We start from the raw sequence: 18,727 nt of genomic DNA, 5'->3' as shown, positions 1-18,727 counted from the left end.
TCAGCCTCGGTGACGCGAGAGGAAGTCCAGCAGCACCGGGAAATATGCCTGGGGCTCTTCATAAAACGGCATATGGCTGCTGTTGGGGAACACATGCAATTCGGCGTGCCGGGCCGCCATTTTCATGCGCATGGCGCAGGCCGGGGTGAGTTCGTCGTGCTGGCCGGTGGTGATCAGGATCGGCATCTTGAACGCGGCCATCTCGGGGAGGCGGTTCCAGTCCTTGAGGTTGCCGATGTAGAGAAACTCGTTGGGACCCTGCATGGTTTCGTAAGGGCCCATGTTCCAGTCGTCGAGAGAGCGTCTGACCGGTGCAGGCCACTCGTCCAGCCGGCACACGTGGCGATAGTTGAGCAAGGTAATCGCGGCCTGGTACTGCGGGTGGTCGAGGGTACCCATGGCTTCGTGACGTTGCATCATCGCCACGGTTTCGCTGCCGAGGGCGCCGCGCAGGCGCTCCAGTTCCTGGGACAGGTGCGGAATGTCGCCCACGGTGTTTTCGAGGATCAGGCTTTTCAGCGCGTCGGGGTAATGGATCGCGTATTCGATGCCGAGCCAGCCGCCCCAGGAATGCCCGAGCAAATGCACGCGGCCCAGGCCCAGGGCCTGGCGCACGGTTTCGACTTCTTCGACATAACGGCGGATTTCCCACAGCGAAACATCGGTGGGTCTGGCTGATGCACCCGTGCCAAGCTGGTCGAATGCAACCACTCGCAGGTTATGCTCCTTGAGCCAGCCATGGGCGTCGCGCAAGTAGTCACACGGCAGGCCCGGCCCGCCGTTGAGGCACAGCAGCACCTCATCGCCTTCGCCGAAGCTGTAGACCACGAGGTTATGGCCATCGACTTGCACGTTGTACTGCTGGTCGGGGGCAATTTCACGCCACATGCATACATTCCTTGTGTTGTATCGGCCTGGCAGGTAGCGGCCGTTGATCGGCCAACACTACCGAGGATGCCGCGCGTCCATAACCTAGTATTTCTTATAGGTTTGGCCTGGCAGTCCTTCGCCGGGGCGTGGCATTCTACTTGCCGCAAGTCGAGATTCAAATGAAATCGGGAGCAGAACGGATGCTGGCCAAGCTGACTGCCTTAAATCACCGTCTGATGCCGGGCAGGAGCCTGGACGAGCAGATGGACAACACCTTTATCCTTGCCCAACAGTTGGGCTTCGACGCCTTGGTGTACGACTACACCCCGGTGCCGATCGATCAGGATGGCGCATTGATCACCCCCTCGGTGCTGCAACTGCGCAACACCCCGGCCGACTGGCATGCCTTGTGGTGCAGCGAAGGGTTCTACCAGATCGATCCGGTGCAACACCTGGCTCTGAGCCGGGTGTCGCCGTTCGTGTGGTCCTACGACGTCAAGGCCGACACCCCCCTGCAAAAGATCATCGATCCCTGCCACGCGCCGGTTTCATCCTACCTGCATGACCAGCAATTGACCTGCGGCGTCAGCGTGCCGATCCACCTGCCCCGTGGCGGCTTCGCCTCGCTGACCGGCCTGCGCACCGGCAACGCCCGCAGCGTGTTGAAGGATGCGCAGCAGACCTTGTCGGACTTCAGCCTGATTTCCCATGCCTTGCAGGAAGCGGCCTACCCACTGTTCAGCAAAGAGCTGCGCACTTACCCGCATATCCACCTGACCAAACGCGAACGTGAGTGCCTCAAATGGGCCGCCGAAGGCCTGACTGCGGCCGAAATTGCCACGCAATTGAGCCGTTCGCTGGCGGTAGTCACCCTGCACCTGGCCTCGGCCATGCACAAACTGGGGGCCAAGAACCGCGTGCAGGCGGTAGTGCGCGCCACCCATTACCGGTTGCTGGAAGACTGACCCCCCGGCAAAACCTAGCTGTTTTGCTAGTTACCTAAATTTCTGCCACGCATTATCGTGTCCCTGATCCTTTTTTCAGAGCAGGGTACGAAATGGAATTCATCGAAAAAATCCGCGAAGGGTATGCGGCGTTTGGCGCCTACCAAACCTGGTACCGCGTCACCGGTGACTTGTCGAGCGGTCGCACGCCCCTGGTGGTTATCCACGGCGGCCCCGGATGCACCCATGATTATGTTGACGCGTTCAAGGACGTCGCCGCCAGCGGTCACGCGGTGATCCACTACGACCAGTTGGGCAACGGCCGCTCCACCCATCTGCCCGACAAAGACCCGTCCTTCTGGACCGTGGGCCTGTTCCTCGAAGAACTCGACAACCTGCTGGACCACCTGCAGATCAGCGATAACTACGCGATCCTCGGCCAGTCCTGGGGCGGCATGCTCGGCAGTGAACACGCGATCCTGCAACCCAAGGGCCTGCGCGCGTTCATCCCGGCCAACTCGCCGACCTGCATGCGCACCTGGGTCAGCGAAGCCAACCGCCTGCGCAAATTGTTGCCTGAAGGCGTGCATGAAACCCTGCTCAAGCACGAAGCCGTCGGCAACTACCAGGATCCGGAATACCTCGCCGCGTCGCGGGTGTTCTATGACCATCACGTATGCCGGGTCATCCCTTGGCCCGAGGAAGTGGCGCGCACCTTCGCCGCGGTCGATGCAGACCCGACGGTGTACCACGCCATGAGCGGCCCGACCGAATTCCATGTGATCGGCAGCTTGAAAGACTGGAAGTCCACTGGCCGCCTGTCGGCGATCAACGTACCGACGCTGGTGATCTCAGGTCGCCACGACGAGGCCACGCCGCTGGTGGTCAAGCCGTTCCTGGACGAAATTGCGGATGTGCGCTGGGCGCTGTTTGAAGACTCCAGCCACATGCCCCATGTGGAAGAACGCCAGGCGTGCATGGGGACTGTGGTGAAGTTTCTGGATGAGGTGTGTTCAGCACAATACAAAGTGCTCAAGGCCGGCTGAATGCTCAAGCTGGATGCATTCCAATTGTGGGAGGGGGCTTGCCCCCGATAGCGGTGTGTCAGGCGCCAATCACTCAGTTGATACACCGTCATCGGGGGCAAGCCCCCTCCCACATTCAGGCCTCGCTAGCCTCGGGTTTGGTGACCTTCCTAGGCACTTCCGCCACCAACGGGATCTCCCTGCCCTCGGCATCAAACAACTTGCCGCCCTTGAAGTAATCCCCATCACGCAGTTCCGACACATCGCGAAAGCACAGGCTGCGTTCGGTCCCCGCCACGAAAACCGACTGCTGGTCCGAATTGCCGGCGGTGAAATGGTTGAACGCCAGGTTCAGCAGGATCGCCATGATTGCCGACGAGCTGATCCCCGAGTGGAAAATGGTCGCGAACCAGCTCGGGAAGTGGTCGTAGAAGCTCGGTGCAGCAATCGGGATCATGCCAAAACCGATGGAAGTGGCCACGATGATCAGGTTCATGTTGTTGCGGTAATCCACCTTGGACAAGGTGCGGATACCACTGGCTGCCACGGTGCCGAACAGCACAATCCCGGCCCCGCCCAGCACTGAAGTGGGCACCGCCGCGATGACCCGGCCCATGAAGGGCAACAAGCCGAGGATCACCAGGAACAGCCCGCCCGTGGCCACCACGAAGCGGCTCTTGACCCCGGTCACCGCCACCAGCCCGACGTTCTGGGCGAAGGCGCTCTGGGTGAACGAACCGAAGATCGGCGCGAACATACTCGACAGCATATCGGCACGCAGGCCGTTGCCCAGACGCTTGGAATCGACTTTGGTGTCGATGATTTCACCCACCGCCAGAATATCCGCCGAGGTCTCGACCAGGGTCACCATCACCACGATGCACATGGAAATGATCGCGGCCACATGGAAGGTGGGCATGCCGAAATGGAAGGGTGTGGGGAAACCGAACATCGGCCCCTGGGTCACGCCGGAGAAGTCGGCCATGCCAAGGAACACCGCAATCACGGTGCCGATCACCATCGCCAGCAGGATCGACAAGCGCGAGATGGTCGCGCTGCCTATCTTGCTCAGCAGCAACACCAGCACAAGGGTCAACGCCGCCAGGCCGATATTGGACATGCTGCCGAAATCGGCGGCGCGGCTGTTGCCGCCCATGGCCCAGCGCGCGGCAACGGGCATCAGGGTCAGGCCGATGGTGGTGATCACAATGCCCGTTACCAACGGCGGGAAAAACTTGGTGATCCGCGAGAACACCGGGGTTATCAATAATCCGATAAACGACGCGGCCATTACCGCGCCAAGAATCGCCGGCACACCACCGGCGCCATCACTGCCGACAATCGCCACCATGGTTGCCACACCGGCGAACGACACGCCCTGCACCAGCGGCAACTGACAACCAAAAAACGGCAGGCCCAGGGTCTGCAACAGCGTGGCCAGGCCACCGGCGAACAACGACGCGGCGATCAGCAGGCCGATATCCGCCGGCGACAAACCCGCCGCCTGGCCGACGATCAACGGTACCGCGACGATGCCGCCGTACATGGTGAGCACATGTTGCAGGCCGTAAGCCATGTTGGCGGCGACGCCGAGATTCTCATCTTCTGGCCGCTGCGGTGACGCCTTCGGGATAGTCATGGTGAGGGGTTCTCTGTTTTTGTTGTGCGGCCACTGTATGCAATGTTTGGACTGGATGTCCATAGAGTTGTATACAATCAATCGAACAAGTTACCCTCCGTCGGCGTTACAAAAACAATCCGGCCGTGATGAGCCAGAACGCCAAAGGACCCATAACAATGAAAAAGGCACTACAGGGCGCAACCGTCGCACTCACCCTCCTCGGCGGCGGGGAGGCCGTCGCGGTGGAATGGATGAACAACAGCGCAGGGTTTCGCTACGGCCAGCAGTTCACCAACCCGAACAACCCCGACGAATTCAGCAAGCGCATCTACAGTTTTACCCACGCCAGCGGCTACCGGTACGGCAGCAATTTCCTCAACCTCGATGTGTTCCTGTCCGACAGCCGCGACCCGCGCAAGGGTACGGATCATGGCGGGAGCGAGGTGTATGCGGTGTACCGTCACCAGTTGTATGCATCGCGGGTGTTCGATGTGCCGCTGGGCACTGGCCTGGTCAAGGATTACGCGCTGACGTTGGGGTTCGATGCCAACCGCAACAACAACTTCGCCTCAGCCAGGAAGCGCGCCCTGGTGATCGGCCCGACCTTGAAGTTCAACACCGTCGGCGTGCTGGACCTGAGCCTGCTGTACTACAAGGAAAAGAACCACACCGGCATCCCCGGCGCGCAGGAGTCGAACCACACGTTCGACGATACCTACATGCTCAACCTGACGTGGATGCGCCCGTTCGAGATTGCCAATCATGCGGCGAAATTCCAGGGTTTCATGAATTATGTCGGGGAAAAAGGCGAGGACTATCACGGTCGCGACACCGCGCCGGAAGCCCTGATGCGCACCGCGCTGATGGTGGCGGTGCGACCGGGCAAAAGCGTCAAGCCGAACCTGTACCTGGGGGTGGGTTACGAGTATTGGCATAACAAATTCGGCGTGGATGGCGGCCGGGGTAGCCGCACATCGACGCCGACGGTGAACCTGGAAGTGACGTTCTAGGCGGCTGCCAGTTCCGAATCCTCGGCCTTGGGCCGCGCCAGCCAGTACCCCAGCACGGCCAACGGCGCGGTCGCCAGCATCACAATCACGGTAATCAGCAGTGGCTGGTCAATCATTGACGACACCAGCAGGCTGCTGAGAAAGCACAGGCCCAATTGCAGCGTATTTTGCAGCGCCGCCGCCTTGCCGGAGTTTTGCGCAAACGGCATCAGCGCGTTCGCCACGACGATGGGGTAACTGGCACCGTTGCACAGCGCCATCAGGCAGAACGGAATCAGCAAGGTGGTAAGGCTCGGCACGGTCAAGGTCGCGACCAGGTACAACGCCACCATGCTGATGCAATACGCCAGCAGCAGCCACGGCAACAGCGTCTTGCCCTGGAAGTGTTGCAAGGCGCTGCGGCAGCTGTAGCCGCCGACCAGAAACGCCAAGGTCGGCAGCACGTAGCTCAGGCCGATGTCATTCGGACTGTAGCCCATGCCGCCCAGGATGAAGGGCGACGCCGTCAGCCAGGCGAAGAAACTGGCCGAGCACGCGGCAAAAATCATGACATTGCCGGTAAACACCCGAGACGTCAGTAACTGTCCATAACCCAGGCGCGAAGGTTCGCCCTTCGCGGCCTGACGTTTCTGCGCAGTACGCAGGAACAACGTCGGCAACAACAGCAACAACGACACACCCAGCAATACGCCGAAGATCGCCTGCCAGCCGAAGTGACTCAGCACCATCGCGCCCAACAGCGGCGCTAAAGCCGGTGACAACGACATCAGCGGCATGATGCTGGCGAACACGCGATGGGCCTTGTCGGCCGGGTAGCGGTCGATCACCAGGGCTTGCCAACTGACGGCGGCGGCGCATACGCCAATGGCTTGGATAAAACGCAATGCCAGCAACTGAGGCGCCGTTTCGACCCAGAACATGCCCGCACAACCGAGCACAAACAGGCTCAGCCCGGCGAGCAGGATCGGCTTGCGCCCCAGGCGGTCGGACAACGGCCCCCATAACAACTGCCCCACCGCAAAGCCAGCGAGGAAGATGCTCAAGCTGGCGCCTACTGCACCGGCGCCAATCTGCAAGTGCTCGCCCATGGCGCCGAACGCCGGTAAATACATGTCCATGGCGAGGTAACCGAGCATGCTCAGCCCCGCCAGATACCCAGTGAAACCAAAAGAATTTTTCATTGAAGCCTTGTTGATCCTGCCATCAAACTATTTGCTGACTGCCGCCCATTATGAAGCTGACAGTTTTGCTGTGAAGCGATAATAATTGGATACTCTTATCAATAAATTTGAAGGCAACCGCCATGTGGTCCGAATATTCGCTGGACGTTGTCGATGCAGTCGCGCGTCATGGCAGCTTCAGCGCCGCTGCCCAGGAACTGCACCGGGTGCCGTCGGCCATCAGCTATACGGTGCGTCAGATCGAGGAATGGCTGGCAGTGCCGTTGTTTGTGCGGCGCCACCGGGACGTCGAGCTGACGCCGGCCGGCCGGCTGTTTATCGACGAAGCCCGTGGCGTGATGAAAAAAATGCTCGGCACCCGACGCCTTTGCCAGCAAGTGGCCAACGGCTGGAGTGGCCAGTTGAAGGTGGCGGTGGATTCCATCGTCAAACCCCAGCGCTGCCGGCAGTTGGTCATTGATTTCTACCGGCAGTTTCCCGAGGTCGAGCTGTTGCTGGAATACGAGGTGTACAACGGCGTGTGGGATGCCCTGGCGGATGAGCGCACCGACATTGTGATCGGCGCCACCAGCGCGGTGCCGGTGGCCAGCCGCTTCACCTTTCGCGACATGGGGTTGTTGAATTGGCTGTGTGTGGTCAGTGCGCGCCACCCGTTGGCCCGCGTCGAAGGCTTGCTGAGTGACGATCAACTGAGGCCCTTCGCTTCGTTGTGCATGACCGATACATCGCGCAACCTGCCCAAACGCGACACCTGGACCCTGGATAACCAGCGTCGGCTGGTGGTGCCGAACTGGTCATCGGCCCTCGATTGCTTGCGTGACGGCCTGTGCGTCGGCATGGCGCCGGCGCATCAGGTGCTACCGTGGATCGAGCGCGGGGAATTAGTGGCGCTGCAATTGAGCCGGCCGTTTCCTGCCAGCCCGTCGTGTGTGGCCTGGGCACAGGACAAGCTGTCCCCGGCCATGGCCTGGCTGCTGGAGTATCTGGGCGATACCGAAACCCTGAACCAGGAATGGCTCAACGGGCCTGATCCAGTAGCCGGGTAATGGCCCGCACGATCATCTCGACCTCCTTGGCAGCCAGGGTCAGCGGCGGCAGCAGCCGAATGACCTTGCCCCGCGTCACGTTGATCAGCAGGCCGTGTTCCTGGGCCGCGCGCTGGGCCAGGTCACGATAAGGGCTCGCCAGTTCGATCCCGATCATCAACCCCTGCCCACGAATCGCCAGGACGTGCGGGTGCTCACCCAGTTCCACCCGCAACCGCGCCAGCAAGCGCTCGCCCTGTAGCGCCGCGTTCTGCAGCAAACCTTGTTCTTCGATAATGTCCAGCACGGTGCACCCCACGCGACACGCCAACGGGTTGCCGCCGAAGGTGCTGCCATGGCTGCCCGGCGTAAACAACTGGGCCACACCGGCCCGCGCCAGGCAGGCGCCGATGGGTACGCCGTTGCCGAGGCCCTTGGCCAGGGTCATCACGTCCGGGACGATGCCTTCATGCTGGAAGGCAAACCAGGCGCCGGTGCGCCCAATGCCGGTCTGGATTTCATCGAGCATCATCAACCAGCCATGGCGGGTGCAGTGATCACGCAGGGCTTTCAGGTAGCCCGGTGGTGCCGGCAGTACGCCGCTTTCACCCTGGATCGGTTCCAGCAGGACCGCTGCGATCCGCGCGCCAAACGTCTGGGTGATTGCCTCAAGCGCAGCCAGATCGCCAAAGCCCACCTTGAGAAAGTCCCCCGGCAAGCGCTGGAAACCCAGGCGTACCGACGGCCCGTCACTGGCAGCCATGGTGCCGAGCGTACGGCCGTGAAAAGCATTTTCCATCACCACCACCAACGGTTCTTCAATGCCTTTTTTCCAGCCATGCAGCCGCGCCAGTTTCAGCGCTGTTTCGTTGGCCTCGGCACCGGAGTTGTTGAAGAAGGCCCGGTCGAGGCCAGACAGTTGAGTCAGGCGCTGGGCCAGCCGTTGCTGCCAGTCGATGCTGTAGAGGTTGGAGGTATGCAACAACAAGCCAGCCTGCTCGCTGATGGCCGTCACCAACCTGGGGTGCGAATGGCCGACATTGGTCACCGCCACACCGGCCACCGCATCCAGGTATTCACGGCCCTGCTGGTCCCACAGGCGCGTGCCCAGGCCGCGGGTAAAGCTCAGCGCCAGGGGTTGGTAAGTGGTCATCAAGCAGGTTGCGGTCATGGTGCGGCTCCAGTGCATCGTTGTGATGGCTTCAGTATCGTTAGCCACCTGAGCTGGATAAACTGCACATTCCTGCAATAACTTTAAACCAGGGCTTGATAATGGATCTGTTCCAGGCAATGTCGGTGTACGTGAAGGTGGTCGAGACTGGCAGCATGACCGCCGCAGCCCAAGCCTGCGGGATGTCGACCACCATGGTCGGCAACCACTTGCGCGCGCTGGAACAACGCCTTGGCGTCAGCCTGCTCAAGCGCACCACGCGCAAACAGAGCCTCACGGAATTCGGCGGGCAGTATTACCAGCGCTGCCTGGAAGTGCTGGGCTTGGTGGCCGACTCCGAGCAACTGGCCGAACAAGCCCATAGCGATGTCCCCAAGGGCACCCTGCGCATCACCGCGCCCCCCGTATTCGGCACCGAACGCCTTACACCGGCCTTGAGCGAATTTTCCCGGCGCTACCCGCTGATCAACCTGTACGTGGTGTTGAGCAATGAGCGGATGGACTTGGTCGACAGCGGCTTCGACGTGGCGATACGTCTTGGCGAACTGGAAACATCGAGCCTGATCGCACGGCCCATGCAGGACTACACCCTCACCCTCTGCGCGTCACCTGCTTACCTGGCGCGACGCGGCACGCCTTCGACACCCGAGGACCTCAGGCAGCATGACTGCCTGGCGTTCGCCTACCCGGCAAATGACAATTGGCGCGACACCGAAAAACTCTGGCGCATGACCGACGATAGCGGCGAGGTGGAAGTGCCGGTGTCCGGCTCATTGACCATCAACAGCTCGCAAGGGTTGCGCCAGGCAGCCGTCAACGGCATGGGCATCATCATGCTGGCCGATGCCCTGGTACAACCGGACCTGGAGAGCGGCAAACTGGTGGCCTTGTTGACCACCTATCGACTGCCCAGTCGCCCCATGCATCTGCTCTACGGCCAGGACCGTTATCGCCTGCCCAAGCTGCGCGCCTTCGTGGATTTCGCCATGGAAAAGTGGGCGCGCTAGAAGCCCACGCCCAACTCACGCAACTGCGCCGCCGTGCGCGCGGCAGACACATGGTGAGTCCGCTGCCAGCCCAGAGCGATGGCCGCTTCGATATTGCCGGCAACGTCATCGATAAACACCACTTCAGAGGGCTGGATATCCGGCAACTGGGCCCGTACCTGGCTGAGGCGGGCGTGGTAGATCAGGCTGCGGGTGCCTTCGGCCAGGGAGCGACCGGCGTCCTGCTCGGTGTTCCAGGCCTGGGTGCAGATGTGGTCGAGAAACCATTGTCGCTCGTGATCATCGGCAATCCGCTTGCGGTACAGGTGCTGCGGGCTCCAATCAAACAGGACACCGCCGAATCAAAGACCACTGCACGAATTGTCATACGCACCTCCCAATTAATGTGCTGCATCTGTCTCACACCGGTGACCTGCGTCGGCAAGTAAGCAGGCGTAGGACCGCTCCGATAATTTTCCGGCTCACGCACAACAGATATCGCTGCAACTCCCATGCATTCAGGCCTGAACCTTCCGTTGCAGATCGGCTTCATACAGCCTGTAGTACTTCTTCCCCCCCCCGCGCACAAAATGTCTCTAGTGTCGCTCTGTGTAATCGAGGGAATGCGCTGTTCCGAAAGGAATCATCCAACATGCCGATATAACATGACTTGGAGCAACTCAATGAGCGACATCATCTCCCCTGTCATTTCACCTTCCGCGCTAAGCCTGCACACACTGCTGGGCGCTCAAGCCACTCAGTCGAGCGGCACCGTCCAAGCGGCGAACAGCTCGGTCATCGACGCATTTGAACGCGTCAAGGAGCAGACGGGAATAGTACCGAGCCACCTTGTTCCCCTGCAGAACATCGCAGCGGCCACCAATTCCATCATTGGCGTACGCCCTGTAGAAACCGTGGCTACCGGGTTGATAGCGGCCGGTCATCCCACCAAGGACTTTCATATCAAAGGAAAAAGTGCCAACTGGGGACCGCAAGCTGGCCTGATCTGTACAAACCAGGCGTTCAGCAAGCTTGAAAAATTCAAGGAGGACGCCCCAGCAAAAGTGACCACCGCCAATGAGCAAATCCAGGCATGCATTCGCGACGGGCACGCCGTTGCGGTCCCCTTGAAAATCTCGGGCGAGCGTATCGGCGAACTGATAAAACTCGGGCACATTGTCCAGTTGGCAACAAGGCCCCACGAAGAAGCACTGCGTTTCAGTGCCCAAGGGCCCAGTCAACAGCAGTATGCATTTGAAGGTAGACGCACATCTGCGTCAGAAGACAGCTACCTCATCACCCATAAGGGAGTACCGGTTGAAGTTCTGGCGAAACACGTCGGTGGCAAGGCGTTGACCGCCGATTATGACCTGCACATGGTGGCGCCTCACATCAGCGATTTTGGCCCCCAGGATACAATCCCGGTGCCCGATGTAGCGCACAGTGTTTTCACACAACGGATCGACAGCTACAGGCATCGACACCCAGTCGATGGCTGTTTTCAGTTGCCCGAAGCGCTGCGTGCAGACTATGAAAGCGCCGCCCGTTTCTATCAAAAGGAAGACCCCGACTTGGGTAACGCCACGCCACGGATAAAGCAGATGATAGCGTTGATCAATCATCAATTGGTCGGTAACGGAGAGCGGGTGGTACACCACAATGCGGACTCCGGCAGCCCGGCGACGGACGTCGAGGCCAACTACCCGGCAACTTTCTTTCTGCCAGTCAGACTGGGACGGTTCGATGAAATCTGCATGATCAACGACAGCCGAGACATGGCGGAGCTGGTCAAAACAGCCAAGGACAGCGGCTATCACGCTCCGGTGAATCCGCTTTGGGAAAAAGAAATAGTGAGCATCAGGCGTTCTGACTTCGTCAAAGCCCAAAGGCGGTTCAACCAAGGCTGAACACGCCGGGGCGCCAACAAAACAGCAGCCTCATAATAGGGTTATGGAGACTGCTGTCGGCCCAGATCGTTACGCCGAGATCAGACCGTTAATCTTCACGGTAGGATTCACGTCAGCCTCGTAGTCCACGCCGTCGATTTCAAAGCCGAACAAACGCAGAAACTCAGCCTTATAGCCGGCGAAATCGCTGATCTCGTTGACGTTTTCGTCGGTGACCTGGTTCCAAAGGGCCGCCACGGCGTCCTGGACTTTCGGTTCCAGTTCGGCCAGGTCGGCACGCAGGCGGCCGTCGGCGTCGAGCTTCGGCTCCTTGCCGTACAGGCTGTCCTTGAACAGGCCATAAACCTGCTCGATGCAACCTTCGTGGGTGCCCTGTTCTTTCATCACTTTGAACAGCAGCGACAGGTACAGCGGCATGATCGGGATAGCGGAGCTGGCCTGGGTGACCACGGCCTTGAGCACCGACACGCGGGCGTCGCCCTTGAGCGCGGCGAGGTTGTCGCGCAGGGTCAGGACTTTCTTGTCGAGGTCTTTCTTGGCTTCGCCGATGGAGCCGTTCCAGTAGATGTCCTGGGTCAGCTTCTCGCCAAGGTAGGTGAACGCAGTGGTCTTGGCGCCTTCGGCCAGGACGTCGGCGTCACGCAGGGCGTCGATCCACAGCTGCCAGTCTTCGCCACCCATGACTTTGACGGTGCCGTCGATTTCTTCCCGGGTCGCTGGCTCCAGGGTGGTGTCGACCACAACGCCTTTGTCGGTGTTGATGCCACGCAGGGTCACGGCCTTGCCGATCGGCTTGAGGGTGGAGTTGTGCACCACGCCTTGCGGGTCGGTACGGCGAGGCGCGGCCAGGCTGTAGACGACCAGGTCGATTTTGCCGAGGTCTTTCTTGATGGTTTCGATGGTCAGGCGCTTGATCTCGTCGGAAAACGCGTCGCCGTTGATGCTCTTGGCGTACAGGCCTTTTTCGACGGCAAACTTCTCGAACGCGGCGCTGTTGTACCAGCCGGCGGAGCTCAGCTTGCCTTCTTCGCCTTCTTTCTCAAAAAACACGCCCAGGGTGTCGGCGCCACAACCAAACGCGGCACTGATGCGCGCGGCCAGGCCGTAGCCGGTGGAAGCACCGAGGACCAGCACCTTTTTCGGGCCGCCTTCGATGACGCCGTGTTGGGTCACGTAGTCGATCTGTTCCTTGACGTTCGCTTCACAGCCAACAGGGTGAGCGGTCACACAGATGAAGCCACGAACCCGCGGTTTGATGATCATAAAATTTCTGCCTCTTCCAAGGTGCCGAAGGCCAGTGGTGGCCATTCAACTTCAATCGTACCGGTCTATGACGTCCAAAAAACCGAAGCGTCACGATAGTCGCAAATCTTCTGTTTACAAAATCCACTCCACACAGCGCTGCCGGGGTTAAAAACTGTGTAAAGCCTTCACAATTTCGCAATATTTAAAACGCCTGGCGGCCGGAGAAAGCCCTATCATAAGGACATTGTTTCATAATGTTTCATACCTCCGCATCTCGCGATGTCCAGAGGACTGGAACTCGTGCACCTTCCCCGCTGGAGTTGAGCTTCATGAGTGCGAGTGTCAACCGCAAGAAAATAGTCTCGACCGCCTGGATCTTCGGCGTGCTGCTGGTTATTTATTGCTTCCCGGTCACCACCCTGGTGTTCCTGGGCCTGGTGCTGGTGTGTGGCGTCTACGACTTTTTGCGCAATGGGTTGTACGACCGCACGACGATCAAGAAATACTTTATCGGCAGTGGCCGCAACACCTGGCTGCTGGCCCCGTTCAACACCCTGTTCGACCTGTTGAGTTCGCCTAACCGCCACGTCTACAAGATGGCCGACCTGCCACCCGCCTGGCGTGAAGACCTGCAACAGGTGATCAACGATGCCATGGCCCACAAGGACGAAATCATCGGCTACCTGGATGAGCGCATGGCCGAAAAGAAACGCGGCATGCTGTTCTTCCAGTGGTATGGCCAGCCCATCGAGACCGCCCTGGACATTCCGAGACTGCGCGAAAAACTGCCGTTCGTGAAGACCATCGGCGTGTCAGTGTTCAACGAAAACCGCTCGACCTCCTTCCACTTCGGCCCGCTGCGCATGATGTTCCGCGTGCTCTACAACATGGCGCCGGCACCGCATCACGAGGGCGTCTACATCCAGGTGGGCCGGCACAAACACTACTGGCATGACGACCCGCTGTTTATTTTCGATGACACGCTGATGCACGCGTCTTTCAACAAAAACGATGCCAAGCGTTACTGCCTGTTTATCGATATCGTGCGGCCGACCCCGGTGCCCCGGGTGCTCAACGCCGTGATCGCTGGGTTTGCCGGGATGGCCTTTACCCTGCGTCGGGTTTTCTACAAAAACTGGAAGCTGATTCAGTGAGTTCTGCGGCATGATGGTGCTGGACGGTATTTGCGCTGGGCCTTGCGCCTGAGGTAAATAACCGTCTCGTGCGACCGAATTCGGCGCCCATCATTCTCAAGCCATCGCGGCCCCTTGCGGGTGCGGTGGCTGCGCTTTCAAGGAATCAGAATGCCCCAACGTCAAGTCATCAATGCCTCCGTCAGCCCCAAGGGCAGCCTCGAAACCCTGTCTCAACGTGAAGTCCAGCAACTGAGCGAAGCCGGTACCGGCAGCATCTACACCCTGTTCCGCCAATGCGCCCTGGCGATCCTCAACACCGGCGCGCACATCGACAATGCCAAGACCATCCTCGACGCCTACAAAGATTTTGAAGTGCGCATCCACCAACAGGACCGCGGCGTGCGCCTTGAACTGCTGAACGCTCCGGCAGACGCCTTCGTCGATGGCGAAATGATCGCCAGCACCCGCGAGATGCTGTTCAGCGCCCTGCGCGATATCGTCTACACCGAGAACGAGTTGGACAGCCAGCGCATCGACCTGAGCAACTCCCAGGGCATCACCGACTATGTGTTCCACCTGCTGCGCAACGCCCGTACGCTGCGCCCGGGTGTCGAACCGAAGATCGTGGTGTGCTGGGGCGGGCACTCGATCAATACCGAAGAATACAAATACACCAAGAAAGTCGGCCATGAACTGGGGCTGCGCAGCCTTGACGTGTGCACCGGTTGCGGCCCTGGCGTGATGAAAGGTCCGATGAAAGGCGCGACCATTTCCCACGCCAAGCAGCGGATTACCGGCGGGCGCTACTTGGGCCTGACCGAACCGGGCATCATCGCTGCCGAAGCGCCGAACCCGATCGTCAATGAGCTGGTGATCCTGCCGGACATCGAAAAACGCCTGGAAGCCTTCGTGCGTGTAGGCCATGGCATCATCATCTTCCCTGGCGGCGCCGGCACGGCCGAAGAGTTCCTGTACCTGCTGGGCATCCTGATGCACCCGGACAACCGCGACCTGCCGTTCCCGGTCATCCTCACCGGGCCGAAACACGCCGCGCCGTACCTGCAGCAGTTGCACGCATTCGTCGGCGCCACCCTGGGCGAAGCGGCGCAGGCACACTACCAGATCATCATCGACGACCCCGCCGAAGTGGCGCGCCAGATGACCGCTGGCCTCAAGGCGGTGAAGCAGTTCCGTCGCGAGCGCAACGACGCCTTCCACTTCAACTGGCTGCTGAAGATCGACGAAGGCTTCCAGCGCCCGTTCGACCCCACCCACGAAAACATGGCCAGCCTGCAATTGAGCCACGCCCTGCCGCCCCACGAACTCGCCGCCAACCTGCGCCGCGCGTTCTCGGGGATCGTGGCGGGTAACGTGAAGGACAAGGGCATCCGCCTGATCGAGCAGAACGGCCCGTATGAGATCCACGGCGACCCGGCCATCATGAAACCGCTGGATGAGTTGCTACAGGCCTTCGTCGCCCAGCACCGCATGAAGTTGCCGGGCGGCGCGGCGTATGTACCCTGCTACCGCGTGGTGCAATAAGCTAGCGCTGTACCGCCACACATTTGATTTCCACCAGCAGGCCGGGGTGCGCCAGTTCGGACACCCCGATTGTGGTCCAGGCGCAATGCCCACGTGGAAACAGGCGGTTTTTCACTTCACGGAAAACCGCCATGTGCTGGCTCATATCGACGTGATAAGTGGTCATGTCCACCACATCGTCGAAGGTGCAACCGGCCTCTTCCAGCACCTGCCGCAGATTCTCCCAGGCCGCGACGAATTGCGCCTCGGGGTCCTCGATCACCGCCAATGCAGCCGTACGCCCGACCTGACCGGCGCAGTACAACGTCTTGCCCACCTTGACCGCGGGCACGTAGCCGGCGCGCTCGACGATTGAGTGCATGGAGGGAGGGATGATGAGCTGGCGGTCGGTCATGGCTTGTATCTCTTTAAGCCCGGCAGGCGGGCACAGTTGGGACTAGTGTTTTACCTGTTCCGACTAACCCACACCAGATGAGCACCCTATGGACCAACGGATATTGTCCTCTGTCATTCCTTACCCTAAGGTAAGGAATATCACGATGGAGATCTTCAACATGGCTATCGCTACACTCACCTCAAAAGGTCAAATCACCATTCCTGTCCAGGTCAGGACTGCCCTCGGCCTGGAAACAGGGGATCGGGTTGAATTCGTAGAAATGGAAGATGGGCAGTTTTCCATCATTGCCGCGAGCAAAACGGTGCATGACCTCAAAGGGTTGATCCGCAGCTCCGCCAGGGCCGTCTCCATCGAAGAGATGAACCAGGCCATCGCAGCGCAGGGGGCAAAAGCCGGATGATCGGGCTGGATACCAATGTGCTGGTGCGCTACATCACCCAGGATGATCCCGTTCAATCCGCCAAGGCATCCGATCTGATCGAATCATTGACCACTGCCTCGCCGGGCTTTATCAGCCTGGTTTCCATTGTGGAGTTGGTGTGGGTACTGCAAAGCTGCTACCAGTCGGCCAAAAGTGATGTGGTGATGGTACTGGAGACCCTGCTGCGCACCCGCGAATTGACCGTAGAGCATGCCGAGATCATCTGGCAGGCGCTGCGCAAGTTTGTGGCGAACAAGGCTGACTTTGCAGACTGCCTGATCGAGCGCTGCGCCCATGCCGCTGGTTGCGAGTACACGGCAACCTTCGACCTCAATGCGATCAAGACCACAGGCATGAAGCGACTGGCCTGAACCGCAGCATTGCGGCAGCGGGCGGGCTTTGATACAAACCGTTTTTTACCTTGATCGAGAGAAAGACCGACGTGCGCACGTTTCTACTCGCAGCCCTGGCTATGGCTCCCACTCTCGCCCTGGCCGATGCCATCACCTGGCCCGATCTGCCAAAAACCTGCTTCGTCAGCGGCCGCTCCGCCACCAGTGCGGATGTCGACAGCGGTTGCGCCGCCTTCCTGATCAATGTGAAAGGCCAGGCGGCGGGGACGCCGATCAAGCTGGATATTCCCCAATACGCGATGCATATCGACGAAACCACCGGCAAGGAAACCCCGGTGATCCTCATCCAGGCGGAGGAAAACGGCGAGGTCAAGGCCGTGGGCTATCGGGAACTGGGCACCGACCAACTCGGTGCCGCATTGTTGCGAGAGGTTCGGCTGCTGGGTACCCACAAGCCGATCTAACGCTACTGGCCAATGAAACCTGGGCTCAGCGAACCCAGCCACCACCCTGCCAGTGATACCCGTCATTACGCTGCACCCAATGCGGATGCACGTAGCGATAGCCTTCGCGTACCGGCTCCCAGTGACCATGTACAGCCACATATCGCCCGCCGTCCCAGCGCCAATAACCACGCGACCATATATAGCCGTAGCGTACGGGTGGCTCGACTTCGATCACCTGCACCGGCGGCGGTTGCGGCGCGATGACTTCCACATACTCATGTTGCACCGGCCTGCGCTCATGCACGACGCGCTCTTGAACACACCCGGATGCCGCGACGACCATGGCCGCCAATGCCCCATAACGTAGCCACATAGAAAAACCCTCGGACGCTGACGCCCAGTACCTGCACCGCTAGAAAATGCCCCCTTGTTGCAGCCTCGCTCCTGCTTGGCTCTGGAGTATTTTTAACAGGTGGCGTCTGTCAGGTTGCTGAACCTGAGGGCGTTGCGTTCATGAGGTAGACGAAAGGCCCGTCGGGTACATGAATGCTCAAACCGGACCGAAACGCGCCAGCACTGCCTCGACAAATCGCCGCAACTTGGCGGTGCGCTGCCGATTTGCGGTGTAGACCAGATGCATTGGCCGGCTCGGGGCCTCGAAGTCCGGCAGCACCTGTACCAACTCACCGCGGGCCATTGCCGTATGCAAAAAATCCTGGGGGCCGAGAACCACGCCAAAACCGTCCAGCGCCGCCGACATCAATGCCCGGCTTTCGTTGATCTGCAGACGACTGGTCACCTGTACGCTGTACAGCGTCGAGCCTTGATGAAATATCCACTCGCGGTCCGCCGGGCGTGACCAGAAGGCATAGCCCAGGCATTCGTGACGTTCCAGGTCTGCCGGCACCTGCGGCGTACCCCGCGCAGCCAGGTACGCAGGCGAAGCACAGACCACCAGGCGATAAGGCGCCAGTGGCCGGGCTGTCAGGCCGGTGGTCGCCAATGGACCGATGCGGAAGGCTGCTTCATAGCCCTCTTCCACCAGGTCGACGAAGCGATCCGTCAGGTGCAGGTCGATTTCCACGTCCGGGTTATCGCGCAGGAATGCAGTAATCAGCGGCATCAGGCTGTAGGAACCGAAGGTCACAGGTGCGGTGATCTTAAGCTTGCCACGCGGCGTGTCATTCATGATTTGCGCCAGCGAGTCCGCAGCTTCGGCCTCCGTAAGGATATGTTTGCAACGTTCGTAGTACGCGCTCCCCAACTCCGTGAGGCTCTGCCTGCGCGTGGTGCGATTGAGTAACCGCGCACCGAGGCGCTGCTCCAGCGCGGCAACGTGTTTGGCCACCATTTGCGCCGACATGTGCAAACGCTCGGCGGCGCGGGCGTAGGAGCCCAATTCGGCGGCGATCACAAAGGCATTCATGCTCGATAGACGGTCCATCAT

General features: G+C 60.1%; 19 protein-coding genes and 1 pseudogene. 11 read left to right on the top strand and 9 right to left on the bottom strand.

Translation table 11 applies throughout. From position 1 onward, the window contains the following. Positions 1 to 888: a proline iminopeptidase-family hydrolase gene (locus tag BMX59_RS23940; protein ID WP_071489053.1), complete on the bottom strand. Its 888-nt coding sequence runs from the start codon at positions 886 to 888 to the stop codon at positions 1 to 3. A 182-nt stretch (positions 889 to 1,070) separates the two neighbouring features. On the opposite strand from BMX59_RS23940, the gene BMX59_RS23935 reads away from it, so the two are divergent. Both BMX59_RS23935 and BMX59_RS23930 read left to right on the top strand, forming a co-directional pair. Next, positions 1,071 to 1,835 carry a LuxR family transcriptional regulator gene (locus BMX59_RS23935; RefSeq protein WP_071489052.1) on the top strand — a complete coding sequence of 255 codons (765 nt, stop codon included), beginning with the start codon at positions 1,071 to 1,073 and terminating at the stop codon, positions 1,833 to 1,835. A 92-nt stretch (positions 1,836 to 1,927) separates the two neighbouring features. Continuing rightward, the gene (locus BMX59_RS23930; RefSeq protein ID WP_092247523.1) at positions 1,928 to 2,860 is read left to right on the top strand and encodes a proline iminopeptidase-family hydrolase; all 933 of its coding nucleotides are present in this window, start codon (positions 1,928 to 1,930) and stop codon (positions 2,858 to 2,860) included. A 115-nt stretch (positions 2,861 to 2,975) separates the two neighbouring features. On the opposite strand, the gene BMX59_RS23925 is transcribed toward BMX59_RS23930, so the two are convergent. Then, positions 2,976 to 4,478, bottom strand: coding sequence for a nucleobase:cation symporter-2 family protein (locus BMX59_RS23925; RefSeq protein ID WP_092247648.1), 1,503 nt, complete (start codon positions 4,476 to 4,478; stop codon positions 2,976 to 2,978). A 158-nt stretch (positions 4,479 to 4,636) separates the two neighbouring features. On the opposite strand from BMX59_RS23925, the gene BMX59_RS23920 reads away from it, so the two are divergent. Beyond that, positions 4,637 to 5,470 (top strand): nucleoside-binding protein, encoded by an 834-nt coding sequence (locus tag BMX59_RS23920; RefSeq protein ID WP_093126464.1) that lies wholly within the window; start codon positions 4,637 to 4,639, stop codon positions 5,468 to 5,470. Here the strand turns inward: BMX59_RS23920 and punC are convergent. Beyond that, positions 5,467 to 6,651, bottom strand: coding sequence for a purine nucleoside transporter PunC (punC, locus tag BMX59_RS23915; protein ID WP_093126461.1), 1,185 nt, complete (start codon positions 6,649 to 6,651; stop codon positions 5,467 to 5,469). The two genes, BMX59_RS23920 and punC, sit on opposite strands and share 4 nt — an antisense overlap. Positions 6,652 to 6,773: 122 nt before the next feature. On the opposite strand from punC, the gene punR reads away from it, so the two are divergent. After that, positions 6,774 to 7,697, top strand: coding sequence for a DNA-binding transcriptional activator PunR (gene punR / locus BMX59_RS23910; RefSeq protein WP_092247516.1), 924 nt, complete (start codon positions 6,774 to 6,776; stop codon positions 7,695 to 7,697). Here punR and BMX59_RS23905 read toward each other — a convergent pair. Next, complete coding sequence (locus BMX59_RS23905; RefSeq protein WP_093126457.1) at positions 7,669 to 8,847, bottom strand: aspartate aminotransferase family protein; 1,179 nt, start codon at positions 8,845 to 8,847, stop codon at positions 7,669 to 7,671. The two genes, punR and BMX59_RS23905, sit on opposite strands and share 29 nt — an antisense overlap. Positions 8,848 to 8,948: 101 nt before the next feature. Between BMX59_RS23905 and BMX59_RS23900 the strand changes: the two genes are divergently transcribed. Further along, positions 8,949 to 9,854, top strand: coding sequence for a LysR family transcriptional regulator (locus BMX59_RS23900; protein WP_071489046.1), 906 nt, complete (start codon positions 8,949 to 8,951; stop codon positions 9,852 to 9,854). On the opposite strand, the pseudogene BMX59_RS30880 reads toward BMX59_RS23900, so the two are convergent. After that, a pseudogene (locus BMX59_RS30880) lies at positions 9,851 to 10,221 on the bottom strand (hypothetical protein). The gene BMX59_RS23900 and the pseudogene BMX59_RS30880 sit on opposite strands and share 4 nt — an antisense overlap. Positions 10,222 to 10,516: 295 nt before the next feature. On the opposite strand from BMX59_RS30880, the gene BMX59_RS23890 reads away from it, so the two are divergent. Continuing rightward, positions 10,517 to 11,740, top strand: coding sequence for an anthrax toxin-like adenylyl cyclase domain-containing protein (locus BMX59_RS23890; protein WP_093126454.1), 1,224 nt, complete (start codon positions 10,517 to 10,519; stop codon positions 11,738 to 11,740). 69 nt (positions 11,741 to 11,809) lie between these two features. On the opposite strand, the gene fabV is transcribed toward BMX59_RS23890, so the two are convergent. Further along, positions 11,810 to 13,003, bottom strand: coding sequence for an enoyl-ACP reductase FabV (gene fabV, locus BMX59_RS23885; protein WP_092247508.1), 1,194 nt, complete (start codon positions 13,001 to 13,003; stop codon positions 11,810 to 11,812). 311 nt (positions 13,004 to 13,314) lie between these two features. Here fabV and BMX59_RS23880 point away from each other — a divergent pair, with 311 nt between their 5' ends. Both BMX59_RS23880 and ppnN read left to right on the top strand, forming a co-directional pair. Further along, complete coding sequence (locus tag BMX59_RS23880; protein ID WP_093126450.1) at positions 13,315 to 14,139, top strand: aspartyl/asparaginyl beta-hydroxylase domain-containing protein; 825 nt, start codon at positions 13,315 to 13,317, stop codon at positions 14,137 to 14,139. Positions 14,140 to 14,289: 150 nt separating this feature from the next. Further along, positions 14,290 to 15,663: a nucleotide 5'-monophosphate nucleosidase PpnN gene (gene ppnN / locus BMX59_RS23875; RefSeq protein ID WP_025856956.1), complete on the top strand. Its 1,374-nt coding sequence runs from the start codon at positions 14,290 to 14,292 to the stop codon at positions 15,661 to 15,663. A 1-nt stretch (position 15,664) separates the two neighbouring features. On the opposite strand, the gene BMX59_RS23870 is transcribed toward ppnN, so the two are convergent. Next, complete coding sequence (locus tag BMX59_RS23870) at positions 15,665 to 16,057, bottom strand: RidA family protein (RefSeq protein ID WP_093126445.1); 393 nt, start codon at positions 16,055 to 16,057, stop codon at positions 15,665 to 15,667. A gap of 145 nt (positions 16,058 to 16,202) precedes the next feature. On the opposite strand from BMX59_RS23870, the gene BMX59_RS23865 reads away from it, so the two are divergent. The 3 genes from BMX59_RS23865 (at position 16,203) to BMX59_RS23855 (ending at position 17,298) form a co-directional block, all read left to right on the top strand. Next, on the top strand, positions 16,203 to 16,460 hold the full coding sequence (locus tag BMX59_RS23865) for an AbrB/MazE/SpoVT family DNA-binding domain-containing protein (RefSeq protein ID WP_093126441.1): 258 nt from the start codon (positions 16,203 to 16,205) through the stop codon (positions 16,458 to 16,460). Beyond that, positions 16,457 to 16,852 carry a PIN domain-containing protein gene (locus BMX59_RS23860; protein ID WP_092247496.1) on the top strand — a complete coding sequence of 132 codons (396 nt, stop codon included), beginning with the start codon at positions 16,457 to 16,459 and terminating at the stop codon, positions 16,850 to 16,852. The genes BMX59_RS23865 and BMX59_RS23860 overlap by 4 nt, the downstream gene beginning before the upstream one ends. A 101-nt stretch (positions 16,853 to 16,953) precedes the next feature. Next, complete coding sequence (locus BMX59_RS23855) at positions 16,954 to 17,298, top strand: hypothetical protein (RefSeq protein WP_071489039.1); 345 nt, start codon at positions 16,954 to 16,956, stop codon at positions 17,296 to 17,298. Between the two features lie 25 nt (positions 17,299 to 17,323). Here the strand turns inward: BMX59_RS23855 and BMX59_RS23850 are convergent, their stop codons facing one another. Continuing rightward, on the bottom strand, positions 17,324 to 17,653 hold the full coding sequence (locus tag BMX59_RS23850) for a YXWGXW repeat-containing protein (RefSeq protein ID WP_071489038.1): 330 nt from the start codon (positions 17,651 to 17,653) through the stop codon (positions 17,324 to 17,326). A 177-nt stretch (positions 17,654 to 17,830) separates the two neighbouring features. Next, the gene (locus BMX59_RS23845) at positions 17,831 to 18,727 is read right to left on the bottom strand and encodes a LysR family transcriptional regulator (RefSeq protein ID WP_093126435.1); all 897 of its coding nucleotides are present in this window, start codon (positions 18,725 to 18,727) and stop codon (positions 17,831 to 17,833) included.

Origin of the sequence: Pseudomonas sp. NFR09 (assembly GCF_900111535.1) — a bacterium.
Taxonomy (GTDB): Bacteria; Pseudomonadota; Gammaproteobacteria; order Pseudomonadales; family Pseudomonadaceae; genus Aquipseudomonas; species Aquipseudomonas extremorientalis.
Note: the sequence above shows the minus strand (reverse complement) of the source record. Positions and strands in the feature narration are given on the sequence as shown.

Coding starts and splice junctions, on each gene's coding strand:
- BMX59_RS23940 (WP_071489053.1), bottom strand. CDS start 888: ATGTGGCGTGAAATTGCCCCCGACCAGCAGTACAACGTGCAAGTCGAT.
- BMX59_RS23860 (WP_092247496.1), top strand. CDS start 16,457: ATGATCGGGCTGGATACCAATGTGCTGGTGCGCTACATCACCCAGGAT.
- ppnN (WP_025856956.1), top strand. CDS start 14,290: ATGCCCCAACGTCAAGTCATCAATGCCTCCGTCAGCCCCAAGGGCAGC.
- BMX59_RS23845 (WP_093126435.1), bottom strand. CDS start 18,727: ATGATGGACCGTCTATCGAGCATGAATGCCTTTGTGATCGCCGCCGAA.
- BMX59_RS23870 (WP_093126445.1), bottom strand. CDS start 16,057: ATGACCGACCGCCAGCTCATCATCCCTCCCTCCATGCACTCAATCGTC.
- BMX59_RS23905 (WP_093126457.1), bottom strand. CDS start 8,847: ATGACCGCAACCTGCTTGATGACCACTTACCAACCCCTGGCGCTGAGC.
- punC (WP_093126461.1), bottom strand. CDS start 6,651: ATGAAAAATTCTTTTGGTTTCACTGGGTATCTGGCGGGGCTGAGCATG.
- BMX59_RS23880 (WP_093126450.1), top strand. CDS start 13,315: ATGAGTGCGAGTGTCAACCGCAAGAAAATAGTCTCGACCGCCTGGATC.
- BMX59_RS23865 (WP_093126441.1), top strand. CDS start 16,203: ATGGAGATCTTCAACATGGCTATCGCTACACTCACCTCAAAAGGTCAA.
- BMX59_RS23855 (WP_071489039.1), top strand. CDS start 16,954: ATGGCTCCCACTCTCGCCCTGGCCGATGCCATCACCTGGCCCGATCTG.
- BMX59_RS23930 (WP_092247523.1), top strand. CDS start 1,928: ATGGAATTCATCGAAAAAATCCGCGAAGGGTATGCGGCGTTTGGCGCC.
- fabV (WP_092247508.1), bottom strand. CDS start 13,003: ATGATCATCAAACCGCGGGTTCGTGGCTTCATCTGTGTGACCGCTCAC.
- BMX59_RS23900 (WP_071489046.1), top strand. CDS start 8,949: ATGGATCTGTTCCAGGCAATGTCGGTGTACGTGAAGGTGGTCGAGACT.
- BMX59_RS23850 (WP_071489038.1), bottom strand. CDS start 17,653: ATGTGGCTACGTTATGGGGCATTGGCGGCCATGGTCGTCGCGGCATCC.
- BMX59_RS23925 (WP_092247648.1), bottom strand. CDS start 4,478: ATGACTATCCCGAAGGCGTCACCGCAGCGGCCAGAAGATGAGAATCTC.
- BMX59_RS23935 (WP_071489052.1), top strand. CDS start 1,071: ATGCTGGCCAAGCTGACTGCCTTAAATCACCGTCTGATGCCGGGCAGG.
- BMX59_RS23890 (WP_093126454.1), top strand. CDS start 10,517: ATGAGCGACATCATCTCCCCTGTCATTTCACCTTCCGCGCTAAGCCTG.
- BMX59_RS23920 (WP_093126464.1), top strand. CDS start 4,637: ATGAAAAAGGCACTACAGGGCGCAACCGTCGCACTCACCCTCCTCGGC.
- punR (WP_092247516.1), top strand. CDS start 6,774: ATGTGGTCCGAATATTCGCTGGACGTTGTCGATGCAGTCGCGCGTCAT.